Annotated in this window: 23 protein-coding genes and 2 tRNA genes; 15 read left to right on the top strand and 10 right to left on the bottom strand. The window is 65.3% G+C overall.

Annotated features, from left to right (window positions below):
* Nucleotides 1-58 precede the first annotated feature (58 nt).
* The 9 genes from paaA (at nucleotide 59) to paaK (ending at nucleotide 8,320) form a co-directional block, all read left to right on the top strand.
* A complete protein-coding gene (paaA, locus tag ASE30_RS14340; RefSeq protein ID WP_057284964.1) occupies nucleotides 59-1,048 on the top strand; it encodes a 1,2-phenylacetyl-CoA epoxidase subunit PaaA in 990 nt (329 codons plus the stop codon).
* A 200-nt stretch (nucleotides 1,049-1,248) separates the two neighbouring features.
* A complete protein-coding gene (gene paaB, locus ASE30_RS14345) occupies nucleotides 1,249-1,533 on the top strand; it encodes a 1,2-phenylacetyl-CoA epoxidase subunit PaaB (RefSeq protein ID WP_013392438.1) in 285 nt (94 codons plus the stop codon).
* Between the two features lie 15 nt (nucleotides 1,534-1,548).
* A complete protein-coding gene (gene paaC, locus ASE30_RS14350; RefSeq protein WP_057284965.1) occupies nucleotides 1,549-2,313 on the top strand; it encodes a 1,2-phenylacetyl-CoA epoxidase subunit PaaC in 765 nt (254 codons plus the stop codon).
* Nucleotides 2,307-2,816: a 1,2-phenylacetyl-CoA epoxidase subunit PaaD gene (paaD, locus tag ASE30_RS14355; protein ID WP_200964434.1), complete on the top strand. Its 510-nt coding sequence runs from the start codon at nucleotides 2,307-2,309 to the stop codon at nucleotides 2,814-2,816. Before paaC ends, paaD begins: the two co-directional genes overlap by 7 nt.
* A gap of 14 nt (nucleotides 2,817-2,830) precedes the next feature.
* Nucleotides 2,831-3,919, top strand: a complete 1,089-nt coding sequence (gene paaE, locus ASE30_RS14360) for a 1,2-phenylacetyl-CoA epoxidase subunit PaaE (protein ID WP_057284966.1) — start codon at nucleotides 2,831-2,833, stop codon at nucleotides 3,917-3,919.
* 47 nt (nucleotides 3,920-3,966) lie between these two features.
* Nucleotides 3,967-5,631 carry a phenylacetic acid degradation protein PaaN gene (gene paaN / locus ASE30_RS14365; RefSeq protein ID WP_057284967.1) on the top strand — a complete coding sequence of 555 codons (1,665 nt, stop codon included), beginning with the start codon at nucleotides 3,967-3,969 and terminating at the stop codon, nucleotides 5,629-5,631.
* 16 nt (nucleotides 5,632-5,647) lie between these two features.
* Nucleotides 5,648-6,436: a 2-(1,2-epoxy-1,2-dihydrophenyl)acetyl-CoA isomerase PaaG gene (gene paaG, locus ASE30_RS14370; protein WP_057284968.1), complete on the top strand. Its 789-nt coding sequence runs from the start codon at nucleotides 5,648-5,650 to the stop codon at nucleotides 6,434-6,436.
* Nucleotides 6,436-6,906, top strand: a complete 471-nt coding sequence (gene paaI, locus ASE30_RS14375) for a hydroxyphenylacetyl-CoA thioesterase PaaI (protein WP_057284969.1) — start codon at nucleotides 6,436-6,438, stop codon at nucleotides 6,904-6,906. The genes paaG and paaI overlap by 1 nt, the downstream gene beginning before the upstream one ends.
* Before the next feature lie 100 nt (nucleotides 6,907-7,006).
* Nucleotides 7,007-8,320 carry a phenylacetate--CoA ligase PaaK gene (gene paaK, locus ASE30_RS14380; protein WP_057284970.1) on the top strand — a complete coding sequence of 438 codons (1,314 nt, stop codon included), beginning with the start codon at nucleotides 7,007-7,009 and terminating at the stop codon, nucleotides 8,318-8,320.
* Nucleotides 8,321-8,654: 334 nt separating this feature from the next.
* On the opposite strand, the gene ASE30_RS14385 is transcribed toward paaK, so the two are convergent.
* The 6 genes from ASE30_RS14385 to radC form a co-directional block, all read right to left on the bottom strand.
* On the bottom strand, nucleotides 8,655-10,055 hold the full coding sequence (locus ASE30_RS14385) for an MATE family efflux transporter (RefSeq protein ID WP_057284971.1): 1,401 nt from the start codon (nucleotides 10,053-10,055) through the stop codon (nucleotides 8,655-8,657).
* Nucleotides 10,052-11,782: a glycosyltransferase family 39 protein gene (locus ASE30_RS14390; protein WP_057284972.1), complete on the bottom strand. Its 1,731-nt coding sequence runs from the start codon at nucleotides 11,780-11,782 to the stop codon at nucleotides 10,052-10,054. The genes ASE30_RS14385 and ASE30_RS14390 overlap by 4 nt, the downstream gene beginning before the upstream one ends.
* A gap of 124 nt (nucleotides 11,783-11,906) precedes the next feature.
* Entirely contained in the window at nucleotides 11,907-12,173 is a 267-nt protein-coding gene (locus ASE30_RS14395) for a type B 50S ribosomal protein L31 (protein WP_057284973.1), read from the bottom strand.
* Nucleotides 12,174-12,474: 301 nt separating this feature from the next.
* Nucleotides 12,475-13,323, bottom strand: coding sequence for a tryptophan 2,3-dioxygenase (gene kynA, locus ASE30_RS14400; RefSeq protein WP_057284974.1), 849 nt, complete (start codon nucleotides 13,321-13,323; stop codon nucleotides 12,475-12,477).
* A gap of 145 nt (nucleotides 13,324-13,468) precedes the next feature.
* Nucleotides 13,469-14,095, bottom strand: a complete 627-nt coding sequence (kynB, locus tag ASE30_RS14405) for an arylformamidase (protein ID WP_057284975.1) — start codon at nucleotides 14,093-14,095, stop codon at nucleotides 13,469-13,471.
* Nucleotides 14,096-14,187: 92 nt separating this feature from the next.
* Entirely contained in the window at nucleotides 14,188-14,865 is a 678-nt protein-coding gene (gene radC, locus ASE30_RS14410; protein WP_057284976.1) for a DNA repair protein RadC, read from the bottom strand.
* Between the two features lie 49 nt (nucleotides 14,866-14,914).
* Here radC and ASE30_RS14415 point away from each other — a divergent pair, with 49 nt between their 5' ends.
* Genes ASE30_RS14415 through maiA form a run of 3 tightly spaced genes read left to right on the top strand, consistent with a single transcriptional unit; the run spans nucleotide 14,915 to nucleotide 17,062 of the window.
* Nucleotides 14,915-15,391, top strand: coding sequence for a peptidylprolyl isomerase (locus ASE30_RS14415; protein ID WP_082601581.1), 477 nt, complete (start codon nucleotides 14,915-14,917; stop codon nucleotides 15,389-15,391).
* Nucleotides 15,391-16,368: a 4-hydroxy-3-methylbut-2-enyl diphosphate reductase gene (gene ispH, locus ASE30_RS14420; protein ID WP_057284978.1), complete on the top strand. Its 978-nt coding sequence runs from the start codon at nucleotides 15,391-15,393 to the stop codon at nucleotides 16,366-16,368. Before ASE30_RS14415 ends, ispH begins: the two co-directional genes overlap by 1 nt.
* A gap of 49 nt (nucleotides 16,369-16,417) precedes the next feature.
* Entirely contained in the window at nucleotides 16,418-17,062 is a 645-nt protein-coding gene (maiA, locus tag ASE30_RS14425) for a maleylacetoacetate isomerase (RefSeq protein ID WP_057284979.1), read from the top strand.
* Nucleotides 17,063-17,075: 13 nt separating this feature from the next.
* On the opposite strand, the gene ASE30_RS14430 is transcribed toward maiA, so the two are convergent.
* The 4 genes from ASE30_RS14430 to ASE30_RS14445 form a co-directional block, all read right to left on the bottom strand.
* On the bottom strand, nucleotides 17,076-18,521 hold the full coding sequence (locus ASE30_RS14430) for a DegQ family serine endoprotease (protein ID WP_057284980.1): 1,446 nt from the start codon (nucleotides 18,519-18,521) through the stop codon (nucleotides 17,076-17,078).
* A 64-nt stretch (nucleotides 18,522-18,585) separates the two neighbouring features.
* Nucleotides 18,586-19,914 carry an ATP-binding protein gene (locus tag ASE30_RS14435; RefSeq protein ID WP_057284981.1) on the bottom strand — a complete coding sequence of 443 codons (1,329 nt, stop codon included), beginning with the start codon at nucleotides 19,912-19,914 and terminating at the stop codon, nucleotides 18,586-18,588.
* Nucleotides 19,911-20,570, bottom strand: a complete 660-nt coding sequence (locus tag ASE30_RS14440; protein WP_057284982.1) for a response regulator — start codon at nucleotides 20,568-20,570, stop codon at nucleotides 19,911-19,913. The genes ASE30_RS14435 and ASE30_RS14440 overlap by 4 nt, the downstream gene beginning before the upstream one ends.
* A 156-nt stretch (nucleotides 20,571-20,726) precedes the next feature.
* A tRNA-Thr gene (locus tag ASE30_RS14445) sits at nucleotides 20,727-20,802 on the bottom strand.
* 213 nt (nucleotides 20,803-21,015) lie between these two features.
* Between ASE30_RS14445 and ASE30_RS14450 the strand changes: the two genes are divergently transcribed.
* The 3 genes from ASE30_RS14450 (at nucleotide 21,016) to ASE30_RS14460 (ending at nucleotide 23,259) form a co-directional block, all read left to right on the top strand.
* Nucleotides 21,016-21,091, top strand: a tRNA-Asn gene (locus tag ASE30_RS14450).
* Between the two features lie 154 nt (nucleotides 21,092-21,245).
* Nucleotides 21,246-22,247, top strand: a complete 1,002-nt coding sequence (locus ASE30_RS14455; RefSeq protein ID WP_082601582.1) for a GTP-binding protein — start codon at nucleotides 21,246-21,248, stop codon at nucleotides 22,245-22,247.
* A 106-nt stretch (nucleotides 22,248-22,353) separates the two neighbouring features.
* Nucleotides 22,354-23,259, top strand: coding sequence for a LysR family transcriptional regulator (locus tag ASE30_RS14460; RefSeq protein ID WP_156407647.1), 906 nt, complete (start codon nucleotides 22,354-22,356; stop codon nucleotides 23,257-23,259).
* The last annotated feature ends 100 nt before the right edge of the window (nucleotides 23,260-23,359 follow it).

Here is a 23,359-nt window from a genome sequence, read left to right on the forward strand (position 1 = left end):
TGACGGCACTGCGCAGCGTTTGCCTTGCGTTTTCGCAAACCGTCTCAAGGAGACAGACATGTACGCTCAACTCGTCGAAACCGGCGTCAAGCAGGTCAAGACCGCGGACCAGCTTGAGGGCCCGGAACAGACGTTCCAGCGACGCATCGACGATGGCGTCCGCATCGAGGCCAAGGACTGGATGCCGGAGGCTTACCGCAAGACGCTGGTGCGCCAGATCTCGCAGCACGCGCACTCCGAAATCGTGGGCATGCTGCCAGAGGGCAACTGGATCACCCGCGCGCCGTCGCTCAAGCGCAAGGCCATCCTGCTGGCCAAGGTCCAGGACGAAGCGGGCCACGGGCTCTATCTGTACAGCGCCGCCGAAACGCTCGGCGTGTCGCGCGACGACCTGATCGACGACCTGCATGCCGGCCGCGCCAAGTACTCCAGCATCTTCAATTACCCCACGCTCAGTTGGGCCGACATCGGCATGATCGGCTGGCTGGTCGACGGATCCGCGATCATCAACCAGATCCCGCTGTGCCGCTGCTCCTATGGCCCCTATGCGCGGGCGATGGTCCGCGTCTGTAAGGAAGAATCCTTCCACCAGCGCCAGGGTTACGACCTGCTCATGCAGATGTGCCTGCACGGCACCGCTGAACAGAAGGCCATGGTGCAGGACTCGCTCAACCGGTGGTGGTGGCCGGCCCTGATGATGTTCGGCCCCTCGGACGCCGATTCCCCCAACAGCGCCCAGTCCATGGCCTGGAAGATCAAGCTCTTCTCCAACGACGAGCTGCGCCAGAAGATGGTGGACCAGACCGTGCCCCAGGCCGAATACCTGGGCCTGACCGTCCCGGATCCCGATTTGAGGTGGAACGCCGAGCGCGGCCATTACGACTTCGGCGAGATCGACTGGAGCGAGTTCTACGCGGTGCTCAAGGGCCATGGCCCTTGCAACCGGGAGCGCCTGGCCGCGCGCGTCAAGGCGCACGAAGACGGCGCCTGGGTCCGTGATGCGCTGGTCGCCTACGCCGACAAGCAGGCCGAACGCAAGGTGGCTTGAAGGGAAGGGTCCACCCCGAAGCGCTGCGCGCTTCCCCCTGGGCGGGCCCCCCTCAAGGGGCGCCGCAGCGGAGCCGGATCCGCGCGGCTGCGCTGGCCGCACCCGCGTTCGGGATGGACGATTTTTCAGGCACATCCTTTTTCTTTATTCATTGCAAACCGGGTAGCGCTGAGCGTGCCCGGCATTAGAGGAAATCCATCATGAGCAAAGACTGGCCTCTGTGGGAAGTATTCATCCGCAGCCAGCATGGCCTGGCGCACAAGCACGTTGGCAGCCTGCACGCGTCCGACGCCGAAATGGCGATCAATCACGCCCGCGACGTCTATACCCGCCGCAACGAGGGCCTGAGCATCTGGGTGGTGCGCGCGTCCGATATCTCGGCCAGCAGCCCGGGCGACAAGGATCCCCTGTTCGAACCCGCCAACAGCAAGGTTTACCGGCATCCGACGTTTTTCCCGATGCCCGAAGAAATCAAGCACATGTAAGGCGCCGGGGGAGACATGGACAAGACATTCTTTGAGTACCTGCTGCGCCTGGGCGATTCGTCGCTCATCCTGTCGCAGCGGCTGGGCGCCTGGACCGGCCACGGACCCATCCTGGAAGAAGACCTGGCGCTGACCAATACCGCGCTGGACCTGCTGGGCCAGGCCCGCATGTGGCTGACCCTGGCCGGAGAGGTCGAGGGCGTCGGCCGCGACGAAGATGCGCTGGCCTATCTGCGCGACACGCACCAGTTCCACAACGTGCTGCTGGTGGAACGCGACAACGGCAACTACGCCGACACGATGGCGCGGCAATTTCTGTTCGACGTCTGGCACTACTTTCTGCTGCAGCGCCTGGAAAAGTCGTCGGACGAGCGCGTCGCCGCGATCGCCGCGAAGGCGATCAAGGAAGTGACCTATCACGTGCGCCGTTCGTCGGACATGGTGGTTCGCCTGGGCGACGGCACCGCCGAAAGCCATGCCAAGATGCAGGCCGCCATCGACGACGCCTGGCGCTTCACCGGCGAACTGTTCGCCGACGACGCCATCGATCTGGAACTGGCATCCCGCGGCATTGGCTGTGAACTGTCGGCGCTGCGGCAGCCCTGGCTGGCGCATGTGCGGGAAGTGCTGGAAGAGGCCACGCTGAACGTGCCCGACGAGGCCGCCGCGAACCACCTGGCGTACCAGGGCGGCCGCCAGGGCAGGCACACCGAGGCGCTGGGCTACGTGCTGGCCGAAATGCAGCATCTGCCGCGCGCCTATCCGGGAGCGACATGGTGAACGCGCTGGCGCCCGTTTCCGACGACCAGGTCTACGCCTGGCTGCAAGAGGTTCCCGATCCGGAGATCCCCGTGCTGTCCGTGGTGGATCTGGGCGTGGTGCGGGATGTGTCGTGGGACGGCGACGCCTGCGTGGTTGTCATCACGCCTACCTATTCCGGCTGCCCGGCCATGCGCGAGATCACGCAGGACATCCGGCAGACGCTGGAGCGTCACGGCGTGGGCGAGGTCCGGGTCGAAACCCGGCTGGCCCCCGCCTGGACGACCGACTGGATGAGCGAGAAGGGGCGCGAGGCGCTCAGGGGCTACGGCATTGCCGCGCCCGCCGAACGCGCCATCGACATATCGGGCATCAGCCGCCGCGCGGCCGCCCCAGCCATCGCGTGCCCGCGCTGCGGCTCGCGCGACACGCGGCTGGTCAGCGGCTTCGGGTCCACGTCGTGCAAGGCCCTGTACCGCTGCGTGGCTTGCCGCGAACCCTTCGATTATTTCAAGACTCACTGAGAGCGGGTGCCAAGATGAGCCAGAACCAATTCCATTCCTTGAAGGTCGCCTCGGTGGCGCGCAATACGCGCGACGCGGTGGTCGTCACCTTCGACCTGCCCGATACGCTCGCGGACGCGTTTTCCTTTCTGCCCGGCCAGTACCTGACGCTGCGCACGCAGCTCAATGGCGAAGAGCTGCGCCGTTCGTATTCCATCTGTTCCGCCCCGCACGACAAGCTGCTGCGCGTGGCGATCAAGAAGGTGGACGAAGGGACATTCTCAAGCTGGGCCAACCACGAACTGCAGCCCGGCCAGACGCTGGAAGTGATGGCGCCTGCCGGCAATTTCACGGTCGATTTCGCGCCCGAGAACCAGCGCCACTATGTGGCGTTCGCCGTGGGCAGCGGCATCACCCCGGTGTTTTCGCTGGTCAAGACCGCGCTGTCGACCGAGCCGCGCAGCAAGTTCACGCTGTTCTTCGGCAACCGCGCGTCGTCCGCGGTGCTCTTTCGGGAAGAAATCGAAGACCTGAAGAACCAGTACATGGACCGCTTTTCGCTGGTTTATGTCATGAGCCGCGAAACCCAGGACATCGAACTCTTCAACGGCCGCCTGGACGGCGACAAGGTCGACCAGCTCATGTCGGCCTGGATGAGCCCCGATGATATCGATTACGCTTTTGTCTGTGGCCCGCAGACCATGACGGAAAGCGTGGTCGAGCGGTTGCAGGCCCGCGGCATTCCGAAGTCGAACATCAAGTTCGAACTCTTCGGCGCGCCGAAGGGGCCGCGCGCGCTGCGCACCGGCCAGGACGCCCGCCAGGCGCCCGGCAAGGGCCAGTGCGAGGTCACCGTGGTGCAAGACGGGCACAGCCGCAAGTTCGTCATTGAAAAGAACAAAGACAGCGTGCTGGACTCGGCGCTGGCGCAGGGAATCGAACTGCCGTATTCGTGCAAGGGCGGGGTGTGTTCCACCTGCCGCTGCAAAGTGATCGAAGGTGAAGTGGACATGGACGCCAACTTCGCCCTGGAAGACTACGAAGTGGCGCGCGGCTTCATCCTGAGCTGCCAGAGCTTTCCGGTCAGCGACCGCCTGGTCATCGACTTCGACCAGGAAACCTGACCCGGCGCGCGCCAGGCAGAAATTCATATCCATTTGGAGAGACAAGCGTGTCCCAGAAATTCTTTGATCGCCACCAGCCCCTGCTGGAACAATCCCTGGCCGCCGCCGCGCTGCGTGGCTACTGGAGCCCGTTCGCGGAGTCGCCCAGCCCGCGCAACTATGGCGAAACCGCCAACGACGACGGCCGCGCCGCCTTCGAAGCCTTGAAGGGCAAGCCCTTTCCGCTGAACCTGCACGATGCCGACGGCACGGTGGGCGGTGAAAAGTCGCCCTACGGTTTCGACCTGGGTATCACGTATCCGCGCGTCCCCGCCGACAAGCTGATCGCCGCGTCCAAACGCGCGCTGGAAGACTGGCGCCGGGCCGGCCCGCAGGCTTGGGTGGGCGTTTCGCTGGAAATCCTGGCGCGCCTGAACAAGCTCAGTTTCGACATCGCCTACGCCGTCCAGCACACGACGGGACAGGGCTTCATGATGGCCTTCCAGGCCGGCGGCCCGCACGCCCAGGACCGCGGCTTTGAAGCCGTGACCTACGCCTGGCAGGAAATGTCGCGCGTGCCCGGCGTCGCCATCTGGGAAAAGCCGCAGGGCAAGAACGATCCGATCCGCATGGAGAAGCAGTTCACCGTGGTGCCGCGAGGCGTGGCGCTGGTGATTGGCTGCTCGACGTTCCCCACCTGGAACGGCTATCCCGGGCTGTTCGCCAGCCTGGCGACCGGCAACACCGTGATCGTCAAGCCGCACCCCGGCGCCATCCTGCCGCTGGCGATCACCGTCAAGGTGGCGCGCGAAGTGCTGCAGGAAGCAGGGTTTGACCCCGATGTGGTGCAATTGGCCGCGCATGCCGCCGGCGACGACACCGCGCAGAAGCTGGCGCTTGATCCGGCCGTCAAGATCGTCGACTTCACGGGCAGCACCGCCAACGGCGACTGGCTCGAGAACAACGCCCGCCAGGCGCTGGTCTACACCGAGAAGGCCGGCGTGAACCAGGTGATCATCGATTCCACCGACGATCTGAAGGGCGTGACGCGCAACCTCGCGTTCTCGCTGGCCCTGTATTCGGGCCAGATGTGCACGGCGCCGCAGAACATCTACGTGCCGCGCGATGGCATCAATACGCCGGAAGGCCGCGTCAGTTTCGACGACGTCGCCGCCGCGCTGGGCGTGGCGCTGGAGAAAGTGGGCGCGGACGCCGCGCGCGCCGTCGAGCTGACCGGCGCGATCCAGAACGAGGGCATCGTCGAGCGCATCGAAAAGGCGCGGGCCCTGGGCCTGCCCGTGGTGGCTGACAGCAAGACGCTGGCCCATCCCCAGTTCGAGAACGCCTGCGTCCGCACGCCGTTACTGCTGCGCGCCGAAGCCGGCAACGCCGCTCTCGGCCAGGAATGGTTCGGCCCCATCGCCTTCGTCGTGGCCACCGATTCCACCGCCCACAGCATCCAGCTTGCCCGCGACAGCGTCATCCAGCATGGCGCCCTGTCTTTGTCCGCCTATACGACGGACGACCGGGTGGCCGAGCAGGTGCAGGATGCGGCGGAAGTGTCCGGTGTGTCGCTCTCGCTGAACCTGACCGGCGCGGTGTTCGTCAACCAGACCGCCGCCTTCAGCGATTTCCACGGCACCGGCGCCAACCCGGCGGCCAATGCGGCGCTGTCCGACGCGGCGTTCGTATCTAATCGCTTCCGCGTGGTGCAAACCCGCCGTCACGTCTGAGCAGGGTCGATCGCACATGAGCTACCAGGATATTCAATTCGACCTGTCCGGCGGCATCGCCCGCCTGACGCTCAACCGCCCGGACAAGCTGAACAGCTTCACCGCCAACATGCATGCGGAAGTGGCCGATGCGCTGACGCGCATCGAAACCGAAGGCGCGCGCGTGCTGGTCCTGACCGGCGCGGGCCGGGGCTTCTGCGCGGGCCAGGATCTGAGCGAACGCAAGCCCGCGGCCGACGGCACGCCGCCCGATCTGGGCGAGACCGTCGACAAGTTCTACGCGCCGCTCGTGCGCCGCCTGAATGCGCTGCCCATGCCCGTCGTGGTGGGCGTGAACGGCGTGGCCGCGGGGGCGGGGGCGAACCTGGCGTTCGCTGGCGACATCGTCATCGCGAAGGCCTCGGCCAACTTCATCCAGTCGTTCTGCCGCCTGGGCCTGATTCCCGACACCGGCGGCACGTATGCGCTGCCGCGCCTGGTCGGCCGTGCTCGCGCCATGGGCCTGGCCATGCTGGGCGACAAGCTCAGCGCCAAGCAGGCGCAGGAATGGGGCCTGATCTGGCAATGCGTCGCGGACGAGGAATTCGACGCCGAACTGGACCGCCTGGCCACGCATTTCGCGGCCGCGCCCACCAAGGGCCTGGCCTTTACCAAGCGCGCCCTGCAGGCCAGCCTGGGCAATGACCTGTCCACGCAGCTCGACCTGGAACGCGACATGATGCGCGAACTGGGCCGCAGCGCGGATTATGCCGAAGGCGTTGCCGCTTTCCTCGGCAAGCGCGAACCGCAATTCAAGGGGCAATGATGAGCACCCACGTTCCCCCCGTTGAAGTGCCGGCCGATCCCCAGGAACTCGCGCAGGCCGTGGGCTCTGTCATGTACGCGGGCGATGCGGCGACTCAGGGCCTGGACATGAAGATCGAGGAAATGGCGCCGGGCTATGCGCGGCTGACGATGCGCGTGCGCGCCGACATGCTGAATGGCCACAAGACCTGCCATGGCGGGTTCATCTTCGCCCTGGCCGACAGCGCGTTCGCGTTTTCGTGCAATTCCCGCAACGTCAGCACCGTCGCCTCCGGCTGCACCATCGACTACCTGGCCCCCGGCTTCGAGGGCGACATGCTGACCGCCGTGGCCCAGGAGCGTTCGCTGGCGGGGCGCACGGGCGTTTACGACGTCACCGTCACCAACCAGGACGGCCGCAACGTCGCGTTGTTCCGGGGCCGTTCCTATCGCATCAAGGGGCAGATCGTCGGAGTGCCGGCGGACGCGTGACCGCGCCGTCAACCAAAGAGAAGGCCGCCGGCCGAGGCGAGCGCGGATTGCAGCCGCGCCGCCGGAGCCGGGGCGTAGAGAATTTCAGGAGAGACAAAACATGCCCAATACCATGAGCAAGCCGGGGCTGGATCCCATCGAGCATGCCAGCCAGGATGAACTGCGCGCCCTGCAGCTCGAGCGCTTGAAGTGGTCGCTCAAGCACGCCTACGAAAATGTGCCGCACTACAAGAAAGCGTTCGACGAAGCCGGTGTGCATCCGGACGACCTGAAGCAGCTATCCGACATTTCCCGGTTCCCGTTCACGACCAAGAAGGAACTGCGCGAGAACTATCCGTTTGGCATGTTCGCCGTCCCGCGCGAACGCATCTCGCGCATTCACGCATCCAGCGGCACGACCGGCAAGCCGACGGTGGTAGGCTACACCAAGGGAGACCTGGACAACTGGGCCAACCTGGTGGCGCGCTCGATCCGCGCCGCGGGCGGCAAGCCCGGCGACACGGTGCACGTGGCCTACGGCTACGGCTTGTTCACGGGCGGCCTGGGCGCGCATTACGGCGCGGAACGCCTGGGGTGCACGGTCATCCCGATGTCGGGCGGACAGACTGAAAAACAGGTGCAGTTGATCAACGATTTCCGTCCGGACATCATCATGGTCACGCCCTCCTATTTCTGCAATATTCTGGAAGAACAGCGCCGCCAGGGCATTGATCCGCGTCAAAGCTCGCTGCGTATCGGCATCTTCGGCGCCGAGCCGTGGACGGGGCAGATGCGCGCCGACATCGAGACCGAAGCCGGCATCGACGCGGTGGACATCTACGGCTTGTCCGAAGTGATGGGGCCGGGCGTGGCCAGCGAATGCGTCGAAACCAAGGACGGCCCGGTGGTGTGGGAAGACCACTTCTACGCCGAGATCGTCAATCCGGATACGGGCGAGCCCGTGGCCGACGGCGAAGCCGGCGAACTGGTGTTCACGTCGCTGACCAAGGAAGCGATGCCCATCGTGCGCTACCGCACGCGCGACCTGACCCGCCTGTTGCCGCCGACGTCGCGCAGCATGCGCCGCATTGGCAAGATCACGGGCCGCAGCGACGACATGCTGATCGTGCGTGGCGTGAACATGTTCCCCACGCAGGTCGAAGAGCTGGTCCTGAAGATCGCCCAACTGGCGCCGCATTACCAGCTTGTGCTGACGCGCACGGGCAACATGGACGAGCTGGAAATCCTGACCGAGGTGCGCGCGGAATTCTCGGGCCTGTCGGACGTGGAACGCGCCAGCCTGGGCAAGCAACTGCAGCACGCGGTCAAGACGCACATCGGCGTGAGCGCCCGCATTCAGGTGTCGGACGCCGGCCACGTTGAGCGCACCCTGACCGGCAAGGCGCGCCGCGTGATCGACAAGCGGCCGAAGTAGGGCCCCGGGAGAAAGGGCCCCCACGCCGCACTCGCTGCGCTCGCTTGCTGCCCCCCGGGGGGGCTGCCCCGCCTTGGGGCGGCCCGGCGGCGGGGCGGTTGTATACGGCCCCCACGCCGCACTCGCTTCGCTCGCTTGCTGCCCCCCGAGGGGGCTGCCCCGCCTTGGGGCGGCCCGGCGGCGGGGCGGTTGTATACGGCCCCCACGCCGCACTCGCTGCGCTCGCTTGCTGCCCCCCGGGGGGGCTGCCCCGCCTTGGGGCGGCCCGGCGGCGGGGCGGCAGTAGATGGCCCCCACGCTGCGCTCGCTTGCTGCCTCGCTTTGGTGCGGTTGTCTAGCGCGCCACGGCGCGGACGATGTGCCGATACCAGTAGTGCAACAGGGCGGCCGATAGCGCCAGGCCGACCATGGCCATCAGCCACATGCTGCCCGCGCCTTCGGGCGAGCCGGGCACCAGCATGCCGCGCAATCCGTCCAGGCCGCCGCGCCCCGGGCCGAAGCCGAACCACCAGCCGCCCACCAAGCCGACGCCGGCCAGCGCCACCATCTGCAGCAGCAGCGGAACCACGGCGACTTTGTAGGCGCGCAGCAGGTAGGAGTTGATGCATTGCATCGAATCGAACAGGTGGAACAGCGGCAGGACGGCCAGCAGTGTGGTTGCGACGGCCGCCACTTCGGCGTCATCGGTGTAGGCCGCCAGGATCAGCGGGCGGCCCGCCAGCAGCACCGCCGACGTCAGCAATGCGCCCATGAGGCCCAACGCCAGTCCGGCCATCCCGGTGCGGTGCGCGTGCGCAAAATTGCCGGCGCCGATGGCTTGCGCCGTCAATGCGGCGGTGGCGACGCCGAGGGCCATGGGCATCATGTAGCAGAGGGCGGCCAGATTCGACATGATCTGATGGCCGCCAGTGACGAACGTGCCTTCGCGCGCGACCAGCAGCGCCATGAACGTGAAAGCGGATACCTCGACCAGATAGGATCCGCCCATGGGGATGCCCAGCCGCAGCAGTTCCTTCAGCGCCTTCCAGTCCGGCCTCCCGACCCTGAGCTGGAAGCGGCGGTAGTAGCGGTCGTGCGTGATTACCCACAGGCCCAGCCCCAGGCTCATCCATGACACCACGGCGGTGGCCAATCCGGCGCCTGCCGCGCCCATCGCGGGCAGGCCCAGCGTGCCGTAGATGAAGAGCCAGTTGAAAAGCGCCTTGAAACCGATGATCGACAGGTTGATGGCCATGACCAGCTTGGGTCGGGACACCGCCGTGCCCAGCGCGTAGATGGTGCGAAACACCAGCGCGGCGGGCAAGGCAAGCACCAGCGCCTGCAGGTAGGACGCGATGCGGTCGCGCACGCCTGGAGCCACGTCGCCGGACATCGACAGCCACACGTCCGGGAACAGCATCAGGATCGCGCCCACGGCGGACAGGCCCAGCGCGAGCCATACGCCCTGGCCCCAGCTTCGGCCGACTTCAAGATTGTTGCCGGCGCCGAATTGCTGCGCCAGAATCGGGATCAGGGCGTGAACGACGCCCATCAGGCCCACGAATATGGTGATGTAGATGGAGGCGGACAGCGCCATCGCCGCCAGGTCGTCGGGGCTGCTGTGGCCCGTCATGGCGGTATCCAGCACGCCGAACGAAATGCTGGCCCACTGGCTGATGAGCACGGGCCAAGCCTGCTTGGTGATGCCGCGCAGGGTGGCGCCGAAGGTCATCGGCGCCATGGGCGCGGGAGTCATCGCTTGGCGCCGACCCGAAGCAGACGGAACACTTCCTGCCGGTCGGCGCGGCGGCCGCCTTGCCACAGCACTTCCGCACCGTCGCTGTAAGCGGCGGTATTGTCGCGCAGGCTCTGGTTGGTGGTCTGCTGCAGCACCAGCGTGCAACGGGCGTCGAACGTGAACGACAGATTGTTGAAGATCAGGAACGACGCGCGCTGGCCGCTTCCCAGGCTCAGGCCTCGCACGCATTCACCGGGCCGGGTGTGGTGCTCCAGCGCCTGGGCCAATTGGCCCGAGACCGTCCGATAGCTGCGCGCGTAGTCCACGGCGGGCTGCCACAACAGCACCAGCAATATCCACGTCACGGTCAGCCCGCTGGCCGATAGTACGGTGCCGCGCCACAGCGCTTGCGGGCGGACACGCAGCCGCCACACCACCAACGCGATCCACGCCAAGGTGAAGGCCACGGCCAGGGCGAACGCCACCCACGAGATGGCGGGTTCGTAGCCGGCGGTCTGCCGGCCGATGTTGCGGGAAATCTGCGCCGGCCACTGGAAGTGCAGCGCCACCCAGCCCAGCCACGCGGTGGCGGCCGTCAGGGAAAAGCACATCACGGCGAACCAGTCCAGCGTATTGACGACGCCGCGGCGCAAGGTCGGCAGCGAGAATGCGCCCAGCACGGCGCAGGGCACCACCAGCAGCACATACTCGGAGTCCGTCGCTTCTTCCAGCCCGAACAGCACCAGCGCCGAGCAGGCCAGCAGCATCAGCGGCAGCCAGATATGCGGTGCGTAGATCCACGCGCGCCAACGCCAGACGGCCAGCAGAGCCAGCGGCCAGGTCGGCCACAGATACCAGGGCAGATCACGCAGCGTGCGTCCGATGTCGTGCCACGAGGGCACGGCGAAGGACGACAGGTTCCAGGTCTTCCAGTTGCGGATCCAGTACTCGCTGGCCTGGCTGGCGGGAATCCACCACGCCAGGATCAGGGCGGTGGCCAGCAGCGCGGCCCACAGCGCCCAGCGTTTGCATTTCCACAGATGGCTGCGCGGATAGAAGGCGAGGGCCGCTCCAATCATGATGGGCAGGGCGCCCACCCACCCGCGCGTCAGGAAGCTCGCGGCCAGCGCGATGCCCAGCGTGGTGCTGCCCGTGACCGGGCGGTCCACGGTGCGCGCCAGCGAGTAGAAAGCCAGTGCCTGCCACGCCATGATGGCGGGCACGACGGTTGTTTCATGCATGCGCTGCAGGATGCCTACCGTGGCCAGCAGCAGCAGCAGCGCGGCGTCGGCCAGCATGCGGCCATAGTCGCGCGGCTCGGGTTCTCCGCCAAAGGGCAGCGCCAGGGGCTGGGCCTCGGCGCGGCGGCCAAGCAGATAGGTGCCGTACCAGACGCTCGAGGCCGTGATGCCAAACCACAGCAGATTGGGAAGCCGGCCAGCGGTGATGTCGCCGATGAAAGGGCCGAACAGCCAGATGCAGACCGCGCCCACCCATGTGATCAGCGGACCTTCCTCGGCGTGGGCCAGATGCCCCACTTGCGGCAGCAGCCAGGTCAGCCCGCCTTCGCGGATCGCCGTGATCATGGTCGCCAATCCGACCGCGTCGTCCGTTTTCCAGGGGTCGCGCATGAAGAGGCCGGCCACGATATAGGCCAGAGCCAAGCCCAGCAGAATCAGGCGAGGCAATTTCGCGGTGGCCACCGACGTCAGCCGGGCCGGAGTGGAAATGGAAAGAGGGGACACGGGCGTTAATGTAACCGAGTGGTCTGAATGCGCCAGCCCTAGGCCGCGATGAAGCCGGCAAGGGGGGAAAAAAAAGCAGCCCGAAGGCTGCCTTTTTGCTGTGACTCCCGCAGGAGCGACAGGATCAGGAAGCGGACTTGACCGTGCCGGCGGTACGGGCGAAGCGGGCGCGGAACTTTTCCACGCGGCCGGTTTCGACGATACGGGTCTGGGCGCCAGTGTAGAACGGGTGCGATTCAGAGGTCACGTCGCACTTGAAGAGCGGGTACGTCTTGCCATCGATTTCGATGTTTTCGCGCGTGTGGACGGTCGAACGGGTGATGAACTTGTTGCCCGTCTGCAGGTCGGCGAAGACGACTTCGCGGTATTCGGGGTGAATGCCTTCTTTCATGGTGCTTTCCTAGACTCTTTCAAGTCTTTCTCAAGTTGTTAGGGTCGCCAGCCAGGGTTGTTCAAAACCAGTCGTTCAACACCGGAATTGCTCAACATCGGGGTCGATCAAGATCGATCCAACCGACCGTTCACGCTGAAATATCCCTGATAAACGGAGATACTCGCGGATGGCCCGAGCCACGTATCCAAAAAGTAACCCCAAATTCTAGCACGGGATTTCCCCATGGACCAGCCACGGACGGCGAGCCGATTGGGGGCGCCGCCGGGGCAGGAAATGGGGGGCGGAATCAGCGTGGCGGTCAGAGTTCCGTGCGCAGCTTCCAGATCTCGGGGAAGAGCACCACGTCCAGCATGCGCCGCAGGTAATCCACCCCCGAGGTGCCGCCAGTGCCGCGCTTGAATCCGATGACCCTTTCGACGGTCGTGACGTGGCGGAATCGCCACAGGCGGAACGCGTCTTCCAGATCGGTCAATTTTTCACCAAGCTGGTACAGGTCCCAGTAGCGATCCGTCTGGCGGTAGACCGTCAGCCAGGCGGCCTCGACGGCGTCCGAAGCCTGATAGGGCTGCGTCCAGTCGCGGTCCAGCCGGTCGGCGGGCACGTCGATGCCGTGACGGGCCAGCAGACGCAGCGCTTCGTCGTACAGCGAAGGCGTTTCATAGGCGTTCTGCACCTGAGCCAGCAGGTCCGCGCGGTGCGCGTGCGGTTTGAGCATGGCCGCGTTCTTGTTGCCCAGCAGGAATTCGACCTGGCGGTATTGATAGCTCTGGAAGCCGCTGGAACGCGCCAGGTAGGGACGCAGCGCGGAATACTCGGGCGGTGTCATGGTTGCCAGCACGTCCCACGCGTGGACCAGCTGTTCCATGATCTTGCTGACCCGCGCCAGCATCTTGAAGGCGGGCTGCAGGCGGTCGGCGGCCACGTTGGCGATGGCCGCGCGTAGCTCGTGCAGCATCAGCTTCATCCAGAGTTCACTGGTCTGGTGCTGGATGATGAAGAGCATTTCGTTGTGCTCGGGCGACAGCGGGTGCTGCGCGCCCAGCAGTTCGTCCAGATGCAGATAGTCGCCGTAGGTCATGTCGCGCGTGAAGTCGAGTTGCGCTTTTTCCTGGCGGACGATGTCTTCGGGGCGTTGGTTCTGGCTCATGGGCGGCCTCCTGGGCGGGGCGGAGAGACGCGACGAACGGATACGGGCAGGGCGCGCCAAGGGGGCGCGGAATGGATTTTCATGGTCGTGCTTCACAAAGCGGGGCGGCTGAATCGGTCAGCCGCCCCAGCGTGGGCGAATCAGCCTAGAGTTCGCGCAAGACCGCGCGAACCGGGCTGGCATCAGCCTGGACCAGCGCCAACGGCAGGGCGATCAACTCGTAATCGCCCTCGGGCACGTCATCGAGCACCAGATTTTCCAGTACGCGCATGTCGCGCCGCAGGATCGTTTGATGGCTGTCCAGGGTCTTGCTGGACGCGGGGTCGATGCTGGCCGTATCCAGCCCGATCAACATGACGCCGCGTTCGGCCAGCCATTCGATCGTCTGGGGTGCGTAGGCGGAGAAATCGTCGGTCCACCAGTCTTGCGCGGCATGCTTGGCCGTGCGCACCAGTACGCGCGGCGGCAGATTCAGGGCCGCATGGGCCAGGTGGTCAGGGGTGATCAGCGGCCCGCAATCGATGGCGTGGATGACGCGGCAGGGGCCCAGGAATGGTTCGAGCGACACCGCGCCGATGGCCGCTGCCCCGTTCTGATAGTGCAGAGGGGCGTCGGCGTGCGCGCCAATGTGCGGGGACAGCGTGATTTCGCTGACGTTGACCGGACAGCCAGGGGCGAGCGACCACTTCCATTGCTGGCGGTACGGCGTGTCGCCCGGAAAAACGGGCGAAGCCGTGGAGACGGGCGGGGAAATATCCCACAGGCGTTTCATGTCGGGCGCAAAAAGGGTCGCGGGGGCCGGAATTAGGTTAAGCCTAAAGCAATAACGAGCGGTAGTCTAACGAATTCCGGCGCGCCTGGCGGTTACAGGCAGCCCAGTTCGGCCAGGGAAACCGCGGTTCCCCCCGCCACGATCAGGTGGTCCACCAGCTTGACGTCCACCAGCGCCAGGGCCTCTTTCAGGTGCCGGGTGAATCCGTGGTCGGCGGCGCTGGGTTCGGCCAGGCCCGAGGGATGGTTGTGCGCCACGATCAAGGCAGCGGCATGATGGCGCAGCGCCTCGCGCACCACTTCCCGCGGGTAGACGGCCGCTTGAGACAGCGTGCCTCGCGCCAGCTCGCCTGTGGCGATCAGACGCAACTGGTTGTCCAGGTAGAGGGCGATGCAATGCTCTACCTGCCGATGCGCCAGCGCGGCCTTGCAATATTGTTTCACGCGGGCGGGGTGGTTCATGGGGCTGTCGCGGGCCAGGTTTTCCTCGTGGGCGCGCCGGGCCAGCTCGAGCAGGGCGGCCAGGGTGCAGGCCTTGGCCGACCCCAGCCCCGGAATGGCCATCAGATCTTCGGGCGGGGCGCCCAAAAGCCCCCGCAAACCGCCAAACCGATCCAGCAGCCTGCGGCAAAGGTCCACCACGTTCAGCCCGGGAATGCCGGTGCGCAACGCGATGGCGAGCAGTTCCGCGTCCTGGACCGAAGCGGCCCCGTGACGCAAAAGCCGCTCTCGGGGACGCTCTTGTTTTGGCAGTTGCACGGACAATTTCATAAGAAGCTCTAAAATCAAGGTTTACCTAATCTCCATACGGTGGCAGATCTTGAGCATCGCCTCTAACGAAGTGAACGTTTTGGTCCGTCCGGATTCCTACCTGACGTTGCATTACCGGATCACGCTGGCCTCCGGGCCGGGCAAGGACTCCGTCTTTGCCGATACCTTCGACGGCCGTCCGGGCACGCTGCAAATGGGCAGCGGCCAGTGGGCGCCCGGCCTCGAGGCTGCCTTGATCGGCCGCGCCGAAGGCGACCGCTTCAGTGTTACGGTGGCCCCGGCCGATGCCTATGGCGACCGCAACCCGGAACTGATCCAGCGCGTGACGCGCGCAATGCTCGCCGAGCACGCGGGCGCCGACGCCACATTCGAGCCCGGCGACCTGGTGGAATTCACCGCGCCCAACGGCGGCCGGTACTCCGGCGTCCTGAAAGAAATCAACGGCGAGTCGGCCTTGTTCGATTTCAACCACCCGCTCGCGGGCATCAGCTTGCAAGTGGATGTGGCGCTGCTGGGGGTTCTTTGATGAGCCAGGCCGTAACCGCCCCCGACGCCGAAGTCCTGCTTGCGCAGCCGCGCGGCTTCTGTGCGGGCGTGGATCGCGCCATCGATATCGTCGAGCGCGCGATCGAGCTGCATGGCGCGCCGATCTACGTGCGCCATGAAATCGTCCACAATCGCTATGTGGTGGAAGACCTGCGTGCAAAGGGCGCCATCTTCATCGACGAGCTCGACGATGCGCCGGCCGGTTCCATTGTGGTGTTCTCGGCGCATGGCGTGTCCAAGGCGGTGCGCGCCGAAGCGGAATCGCGCGGGCTGCAGGTGTTCGACGCTACGTGCCCCTTGGTCACCAAGGTGCATATCGAGGTGGCTCGGATGCGCGCCGCCGGCCGCGAGATCATCATGATCGGCCACAAAGGCCATCCCGAGGTCGAGGGCACCCTGGGTCAGGCTCAGGGCGGCATGTACCTCGTCGAGACGGCGGAGGACGTGGCCAGCCTGCAAGTGGTGGACCCGGAAAACCTGGCCTACGTGACGCAGACGACGCTGTCCGTGGACGACGCGGCCGCGGTCTCCCAGGCGCTCAAGGCGCGCTTCCCCAGCATTGCCGAACCCAAGAAAAGCGACATCTGCTATGCCACCCAGAACCGCCAGGACGCGGTCAAGGTGATGGCGCCGGATTGCGACCTGGTGCTGGTCGTGGGCAGCCCGAACAGCTCCAACTCCAATCGCTTGCGAGAAGTCGCCGAGCGCAAGGGCGTGGCCTCCTATCTGATCGACGGCGCGCAGTCCATCGATCCGGCCTGGCTGGTCGACCGCAAGCGGATCGGCGTGACGGCGGGCGCCTCGGCCCCCGAGATCCTGGTTCAGCAGGTGATCGCCCGGGTCAAGGAACTAGGCGCCGTCTCGGTGCGCAAGATGCCCGGACTTGAAGAAAATGTGGCGTTTCCCTTGCCCAAGGGCCTGTCCCGCAAGGCGGCGAAGACGGAATCGCTGGAATGAACAAGCGCCGCCCGGGCGGGCGGCGCCAGAAAAACACCGAGGAGACTTCATGCAGTTGTACAGCTACTTCCGCAGTTCGGCCGCGTACCGGGTGCGCATTGCCCTGAATCTGAAGGGCCTGGCGTACGAGTACCTGCCTGTGCATCTGCTGAAGGATGGCGGGCAGCAGTTATCCGCCGATTACCGCAAGATGAATCCGACGGCGCTGGTGCCCACGCTCGTCGATGGCGATGCGGTCATCGGACAGTCGCTCGCCATCATCGAATACCTCGAAGAAACGCATCCCCAGACGCCGCTGCTGCCGTCCGATCCCATCGGCCGCGCACGCGTGCGGGATCTGGCGCTCGGCATCGCTTGCGACACCCATCCGCTGAACAACCTGCGCGTGCTGAAGTACCTGAAGCACACGCTGGGCGTGGACGAAGCCGCCAAGACCGCCTGGTACAAGCACTGGGTGCATCAGGGGCTGGAAGCCCTGGAGTCGCAACTGGCCCATTCCAGCGCGACGGGCCGATTCTGTCATGGCGATACGCCCACCATCGCCGATCTGTGCCTGGTGCCGCAGGTAGCCAATGCGCAGCGCTTCGAGTGCGACCTCTCGGCCATGCCCAATGTGGTGCGCATCGACGCGGCTTGCCGGGCGCTGCCGGCGTTCGATGCGGCCGCGCCGGGCAAGCAGCCCGACGCGGAGTGATGCACGGGCCGGCTTAGCCGACCTGCACGGGCACGAAGATCTTGTCCTCGCCGCGCTGGACCAGCAGGGCAACGGTCTTGCCCGCCTTGGACAGCGCTTCCTTGACCTCTCCGATGTTGTGCACGGGCACGCCATTGAGGGACAGCAGCACGTCGCCCGGCTGAATGCCGGCCTTGGCCGAAGGACCCGCCGACCGCTCGATCAGCAAGCCTTCCGAACCCGACGACTGCTGCTCCTGCGGGCTCAGGGGGCGCAGCGCCAAGCCCAGTTGGCCCGGCCGCACTTCCTGGCCGTCCGCCGAAGCCTGCGTCTTGTCCTTGGGCGCGCCGCCCAGGGTGGCGACCAGGTCCTTCTGGGCGCCAGCGCGCCACACGTCGAGCTTGATCTTCTCGCCGGGGGCCGCCATCGTGATGGTGGAGGCCAGGTCGCCAGAAGACACAATCGTCTTGCCGTCGATCTTGCGCACCACGTCGCCAGGCTGCAATCCAGCCTTTTCGGCGGCGCTTCCCTTCTCGACGCTGGACACCAGCGCGCCCGAGGGCGAATCGAGCTTGAAGGAGTTGGCCAGGTCCTGGTTCACTTCCTGCACCGTCACGCCCAGCCGGGCGTGCTGCACCTTGCCGTGCTCGATGATCTGGTCCTTGATCTTGTAGGCCAGGTCGATGGGAATCGAGAACGACAGACCCTGGAAGCCACCCGTGCGGCTGTAGATCTGGGAGTTGATGCCCACGACTTCGCCGCGGTCGTTGAACAGCGGGCCGCCGGAGTTGCCGGGGTTGACCGCCACGTCCGTCTGGATGAACGGGACCGAAGTGTCGTCGGGCAGCGAACGGCCCTTGGCGCTGACGATGCCCGCGGTGGCGGTGTTCTCCAGGCCGTAGGGCGAGCCGATGGCCAGCACCCATTCGCCCACTTGCAGCTTGTTGACGTCGCCCGCCTTCACCACCGGCAGGTTCTTCGCTTCGATCTTGATGACGGCTACGTCCGTCTGCGGATCCGCGCCCAGCACCTTGGCCTTGTATTCGCGCCGGTCGGTCATCTTCACGGTCACTTCCTTGGCGTCCTGGACCACGTGCGCGTTGGTCAGGATGATGCCGTCCTGGCTGACGATGAAGCCGGAGCCTTCGCCCCGCATCGGCACTTCGCGATCCGGTGCGCGGCCGCGGGATCCGGGGATCTGTCCAAAGAACTGCGCCAGGGGATCATCGCTCTCCGCGGCGGACACCTTGCGCGTGCCGCTCACGCTGATGTTGACGACGGCCGGGCCGAAGTCGCGCGTGATCTGCGCGAAATTGGGGGGGCTGGATGTGCTGATTGCCTGGGTAGCGGGGGCGACGGCCGGCGCGTCGGCCGCCATCGAAACACCGCCGGTCAAGGCGGTGGCGCCCGCGCCGCCGATGGCGCCGGCGGCCAGCAGCGCCAGGACAAGGCGCGAGGGTTGCATTTGCTTGGTCTTCATGTCGGCTCCTGCGTTCATGTTTAAGGACATGGCGCTATCTTCGGGCCTGACACTTAGGTGAAACTTAAGTAGAGAAATCCACTCTGGCACGCAGGCCGCGGCCGGCGGGCGTGTCCTGCAATGTGATGGCCGCGCCGTGCCGGTCCGCGATGGCGCGCGCGATCGCCAGGCCCAGGCCGCTGCCGTGTTGGGTATTGCCTTCGACACGATAGAAGCGGTCGAACACGCGTTCGCGTTCGGCCGGGGCAATGCCGGGCCCCTCGTCGTCGATCGTCAGCAAGGTCCTTCCTGCCTCCTGTTCAAGGCGCAGGGCGATGCGTCCGCCTTCGGGCGAATATTTGATGGCGTTATCCAGCAGGTTGCGGGCCAGCAAGGCCAGCGATTCCCGATGGCCCTGCACCAAGGCCTGCGGTGCGCCATCCAGTTCGACGACGATTGATTTGGCATTGGCCGCCGTCAGTGTTTCCGACAGGGCCTGCCGCAGCACGTCGGCCAGATCGACGGGCGCCGGGGGCGCCTGTTCCACGGCGCTTTCGTGGCGCGCCATGGACAAGAGCTGTTCAACCAGCCGCGTTGCGCGGTCGATGCCTGCGGCCAGCCGCTGTTCGGCCAGTTGGCGTGTCTCGGCGTCCGCGGCGCGCTGCAGCGCCTGCATTTGCAGGCGTAGCGCCGCCAGCGGGGAGCGCAGTTCGTGCGCGGCGTCGCCTACGAATTGCTTCTGTTGCGCAAACGCGCCGCGCATGCGCTCCAGCAGCAGGTTCAGTTCCAGGACCAGCGGGCGGATCTCGTCGGGCAGGCCGCGCACGCTGACGGGTGACAGGTCCTCGGGCTGGCGGGCGGCCACCTGGGCGCGTGCCCGCTTGACCGGCCGCAGCGACCAGCTGACGACGCACCAGATGATCAGCATCAGCAGCGGCGCGGCCGCCGCGATGGGGGCGACGGTGCGCAGGGCCAGCGCGCGCGCCATGTTGGTGCGCACGCCCATGTCCTGCGCCACCTGGATCACCTGGAACGGCGTCGCCAGCGAATACACGCGATACGTTCCGCCTTCCAGTTTGGCGTCGGAAAATCCCAGCACGATCTGGCTCGGAAGCCGTAGGCGCGAACGCGAATTGAAGACCCGGACGCCATCGGGCGTCCAGATCTGGATGATCAGGTCATCGGCGACGGGCGAGCCCGCGCCGCGGGCGTGGGTCGGTCCCGTGCTGAGCAGGCCGTCGCCGGTGCCCAGCGACAGGGCGGTGCGTTGCAGCAGTGAATCGAAGATATCGTCGGCTTGCGCCAGCGTGCTGCGATAGGCGATTGCGCCTTGCACCAGCGCCCCGACCGCGATGGCGGCCAGCAGAAAGAAAAGCAGCCGGGCTCTCAGCGAATAGCTAAGCGGGATGCTCATGTTTTGGGGATGACATAGCCGACGCCTCTGACGTTCTGGATCAGGTTCTGACCCAATTTCTTGCGCAGGCCATGAATATATACCTCTACGGCATTGCTGCTGACGCTGTCCTTCCAGCTATAGAGTTTCTCTTCGAGTTGGGCACGCGAAAAAATCATGCCCGGCCGGGCGATCAGCGGTTCCAGTACGGCCCATTCGCGTGCCGTCAGGGCTACGGGCGCGCCATCCACCATCGCGGCGTGGGACTGCGGGTCGATGGTGATGCCTTCGTGCTCGAACACCGGCTCGGCGCGGCCCGCGCTGCGGCGGATCAGCGCGCGCATGCGCGCCAGCAGTTCGTCCACGTCATAGGGCTTGACGATATAGTCGTCGGCGCCCGCGTCCAGTCCGGCGATGCGATCGCTGACTGCGTCGCGCGCGGTTGCTATCAACACCGGTGTGCGATCCTTGCGCGTGCGCAGGTCGCGCAGCAGCGTCAGGCCATCGCGCTTGGGCAGGCCAAGGTCCAGCAGAATGAGGTCATAGGTGTCAGTGCGCAGCGCGAGTTCGGCGGCATGGCCGTCCCTGACCCAATCGACGGCGTAGTGCTCCGCGCGCAGGCAGTCCAATACGCTTTCACCGATCATGACGTCGTCTTCAACGAGTAGGATGCGCATGGTTGTCTTCGCTTGGGTGGTCCAGGAGGTTGGACGCACGGCGATCGGCCGGAGTTCCCCGGAGTGGGGATGGGCGGGCCCGGATGCGGGGGCAGGGCGCCGGTTGATAGGGCGCGGAAATGAAAAAAAGCAGCCCAAGGGCTGCTTTTTGAATTTTGGTGCCGGCAATAGGAGTCGAACCTACGACCTTCGCATTACGAATGCGCTGCTCTACCAACTGAGCTATGCCGGCAAGACCATTTGCTTTGTTTCTGGACCAGGCCGGAAAGCGGTAAGCAAAACATCTTTTTTCTTCCAGCTCGTTGCCTTTTATGGGGCCCGATCTGGAAAGACCGAGATCATATCAGAGTTTTTTTAAGATGGGAAACCATCGACCCGAAAGTCCCGAAAAAAATCTGGATTTGCATCCGCAGAGATTTTCGTTCATAATTTCGTTCTTGGCAGATCCCCGATAGCTCAGTCGGTAGAGCGACGGACTGTTAATCCGCAGGTCGCTGGTTCGAGCCCAGCTCGGGGAGCCAATAGAATTCAAGAAGGGCCATTCACGAAAGTGAGTGGCCCTTTTGGCTTTGGTGGTTTTGGCTTTGGTGGTTTTGGCTTTGGTGATTTCGGCTTTGGTGCTACACAGCGCTTTGGGCTTACACCCCTTTCGGCTCCCGCCTCGGATGGATCGACATGGAAGATGACAAGCGCATCGGCGTAACGGTGATTTCCGGTTTTCTGGGTAGCGGAAAAACCTCGCTGCTCAACCGTCTGCTGCATGATCCCGCCTATGCCGACGCGGTGGTGATCGTCAATGAATATGGCGATATCGGCGTCGATCATCACATGGTGAAGCTGGCGCGGGACAACGTCGTGCTGGTCGAGGGAGGCTGCTTGTGCTGCGTGGTCAGCGGCGCGGTCGTCGACGCCCTGCGCGAGCTGTTCATGCTTGCCGTCAGCCGCAGGATCAAGCCCTTCCGGCGTGTGCTGATCGAGACCAGCGGGCTGGCGGACCCCGCGCCTATCCTGTTTACGCTGAAGCACGACCGATTTCTTGCGGAGCGATACGCCTATCTTGGGGCGATCGTGGTGGTGGCCGCCAACCACGGTGTGGAGCAATTGGCGTCGCAACCCGAAGCCGCGCGGCAATTGGCGCTTGCAGATACCGTGGTTTTCAGCAAGTCGGATCTGGCGGACCCGGCGCGGCTGGCGCAGGTCGAGGAGGCCGTCGCCGCCATCAATCCCGGTGCGCTGCGCTGCGTGCAACGGCCCGATGCGCCGCTTGAAGGTCTCTTGCGGAAGGGGCCGGACATGCTTGCGCGGCGCGACGGGGTGGCCGTGGCGAACTGGCTGCAAGCGTTTTCTAGTCCGGCCGCGGGCCGGCATGCACAGGTGTCCAGCTTTTCGTTGGCCTTATCGCTGCCCCCTGGGCGGGCAGCCTTCCTGGCAGGTGTGTCGCGCATCCACGAGCGCTTCGGGCGTGGTGTGCTGCGGATGAAGGGGCTGATCTGCTTTGATGGCGATGCCTTGCCATGCGAAGTGCATGCCGTGCATGGCGAGCTTTATCCGATCCGGCCCCTGGCGCGGTGGCCGGACGGCGATCGCGAATCGCGGCTCGTCTATATCCTGCGCGGACTGGATGTGGAGTTAGTGCGCGGCGCGGTTCTCGAAGCGCTGGAACAGCCGCCCGGCTGAGCGCGCATTGCGGAAGGACCCCGTTTCATTGGCCGATATTCCGTTGCTGATGTTGCACGGAAATACGGTATAACCGGTACGGTCTGATGCAAAAATCGAGACAATCATGGATCGTCTGAAAGCCATGCAGGTGTTCGTGGAGGTCGCCGATCGGGGAAGCCTGTCGGCGGCGGCGATTCATCTGGATATGTCGCGCGCGATGGTGTCGCGCTACCTGGCGGAAATGGAGCAATGGGTCGGAGTGCGCCTGTTGCACCGCACCACGCGGCGGCTCAGCCTGACCCCCGCGGGCGCTGAAACCCTGCCTCGGTGCCGGCAGATGCTGGATATGGTGGGCGACCTGCACAGTGCCGTCTCCACGCCCGAGGACACGCCGCGCGGTTTGTTGCGCATCACGACGAGCATGTCGTTTGGCGCAAGGCACCTGGCCGGCGCCGTCACGGACTACGTCAAGCAACATCCGGGTACGTCCGTCGATTTGATGCTGGTCGAGCGCGCCGTCAACCTGGTGGAAGAGCGGGTTGATCTGGCGGTACGGATCACGAATGACCTGGATCCCAATCTGATCGCGCGCAAGCTGGCCGTTTGCCGCTCGGTGGTCTGCGCGTCGCCGGATTATCTGGCGCGCGAAGGCTCGCCGGCTCGCATCGAGGATCTGTCCCTGCGCAATTGCCTGACTCACTCGTATTTTGGCAAGAGCCTATGGCGTTTCGAGCGCGATGGGGAGCCCGTCGATGTGCCCGTTAGCGGAAATATCAGTGCGAACGAGGTGTCGGTATTGTCGAGCGCGGCGGTCGAGGGCGCGGGCATCGCAATGCTGCCCACCTATTACGCGGCCGAATACATTGCATCGGGCCGCCTGCGGGCGATCCTGCCGCAGTACAAGCCGCAGGAACTGGGTATCTACGGGGTTTACGCTTCGCGCCGCCAGATGCCGCTGATCTTGCGCTCCATGCTCGATTTTCTGGTGGAGCGGCTGGGTTCGGCGCCCTGGGACAAGTCCGCGGACTAGCCGGCGCCGAGCGTCTGGTTGATTTCCGGGCTTGAGGGCAGGGTATATGACGGTATAATCTGGGCCTGTTTCAGCGTGTTTGGTACGGCTTGCCTTGGAT

The sequence above is a fragment of the Achromobacter sp. Root83 genome (genome assembly GCF_001428845.1).
Taxonomy (GTDB): domain Bacteria; phylum Pseudomonadota; class Gammaproteobacteria; order Burkholderiales; family Burkholderiaceae_B; genus Achromobacter.

What these genes read in the sequence shown, in the direction of transcription:
- paaA (WP_057284964.1), top strand. Translation starts at nt 59, where the DNA reads ATGTACGCTCAACTCGTCGAAACCGGCGTCAAGCAGGTCAAGACCGCG.
- paaB (WP_013392438.1), top strand. Translation starts at nt 1,249, where the DNA reads ATGAGCAAAGACTGGCCTCTGTGGGAAGTATTCATCCGCAGCCAGCAT.
- paaC (WP_057284965.1), top strand. Translation starts at nt 1,549, where the DNA reads ATGGACAAGACATTCTTTGAGTACCTGCTGCGCCTGGGCGATTCGTCG.
- paaD (WP_200964434.1), top strand. Translation starts at nt 2,307, where the DNA reads ATGGTGAACGCGCTGGCGCCCGTTTCCGACGACCAGGTCTACGCCTGG.
- paaE (WP_057284966.1), top strand. Translation starts at nt 2,831, where the DNA reads ATGAGCCAGAACCAATTCCATTCCTTGAAGGTCGCCTCGGTGGCGCGC.
- paaG (WP_057284968.1), top strand. Translation starts at nt 5,648, where the DNA reads ATGAGCTACCAGGATATTCAATTCGACCTGTCCGGCGGCATCGCCCGC.
- paaI (WP_057284969.1), top strand. Translation starts at nt 6,436, where the DNA reads ATGAGCACCCACGTTCCCCCCGTTGAAGTGCCGGCCGATCCCCAGGAA.
- paaK (WP_057284970.1), top strand. Translation starts at nt 7,007, where the DNA reads ATGCCCAATACCATGAGCAAGCCGGGGCTGGATCCCATCGAGCATGCC.
- ASE30_RS14385 (WP_057284971.1), bottom strand. Translation starts at nt 10,055, where the DNA reads ATGACTCCCGCGCCCATGGCGCCGATGACCTTCGGCGCCACCCTGCGC.
- ASE30_RS14395 (WP_057284973.1), bottom strand. Translation starts at nt 12,173, where the DNA reads ATGAAAGAAGGCATTCACCCCGAATACCGCGAAGTCGTCTTCGCCGAC.
- kynA (WP_057284974.1), bottom strand. Translation starts at nt 13,323, where the DNA reads ATGAGCCAGAACCAACGCCCCGAAGACATCGTCCGCCAGGAAAAAGCG.
- kynB (WP_057284975.1), bottom strand. Translation starts at nt 14,095, where the DNA reads ATGAAACGCCTGTGGGATATTTCCCCGCCCGTCTCCACGGCTTCGCCC.
- radC (WP_057284976.1), bottom strand. Translation starts at nt 14,865, where the DNA reads ATGAAATTGTCCGTGCAACTGCCAAAACAAGAGCGTCCCCGAGAGCGG.
- ispH (WP_057284978.1), top strand. Translation starts at nt 15,391, where the DNA reads ATGAGCCAGGCCGTAACCGCCCCCGACGCCGAAGTCCTGCTTGCGCAG.
- maiA (WP_057284979.1), top strand. Translation starts at nt 16,418, where the DNA reads ATGCAGTTGTACAGCTACTTCCGCAGTTCGGCCGCGTACCGGGTGCGC.
- ASE30_RS14430 (WP_057284980.1), bottom strand. Translation starts at nt 18,521, where the DNA reads ATGAAGACCAAGCAAATGCAACCCTCGCGCCTTGTCCTGGCGCTGCTG.
- ASE30_RS14435 (WP_057284981.1), bottom strand. Translation starts at nt 19,914, where the DNA reads ATGAGCATCCCGCTTAGCTATTCGCTGAGAGCCCGGCTGCTTTTCTTT.
- ASE30_RS14440 (WP_057284982.1), bottom strand. Translation starts at nt 20,570, where the DNA reads ATGCGCATCCTACTCGTTGAAGACGACGTCATGATCGGTGAAAGCGTA.
- ASE30_RS14455 (WP_082601582.1), top strand. Translation starts at nt 21,246, where the DNA reads ATGGAAGATGACAAGCGCATCGGCGTAACGGTGATTTCCGGTTTTCTG.
- ASE30_RS14460 (WP_156407647.1), top strand. Translation starts at nt 22,354, where the DNA reads ATGGATCGTCTGAAAGCCATGCAGGTGTTCGTGGAGGTCGCCGATCGG.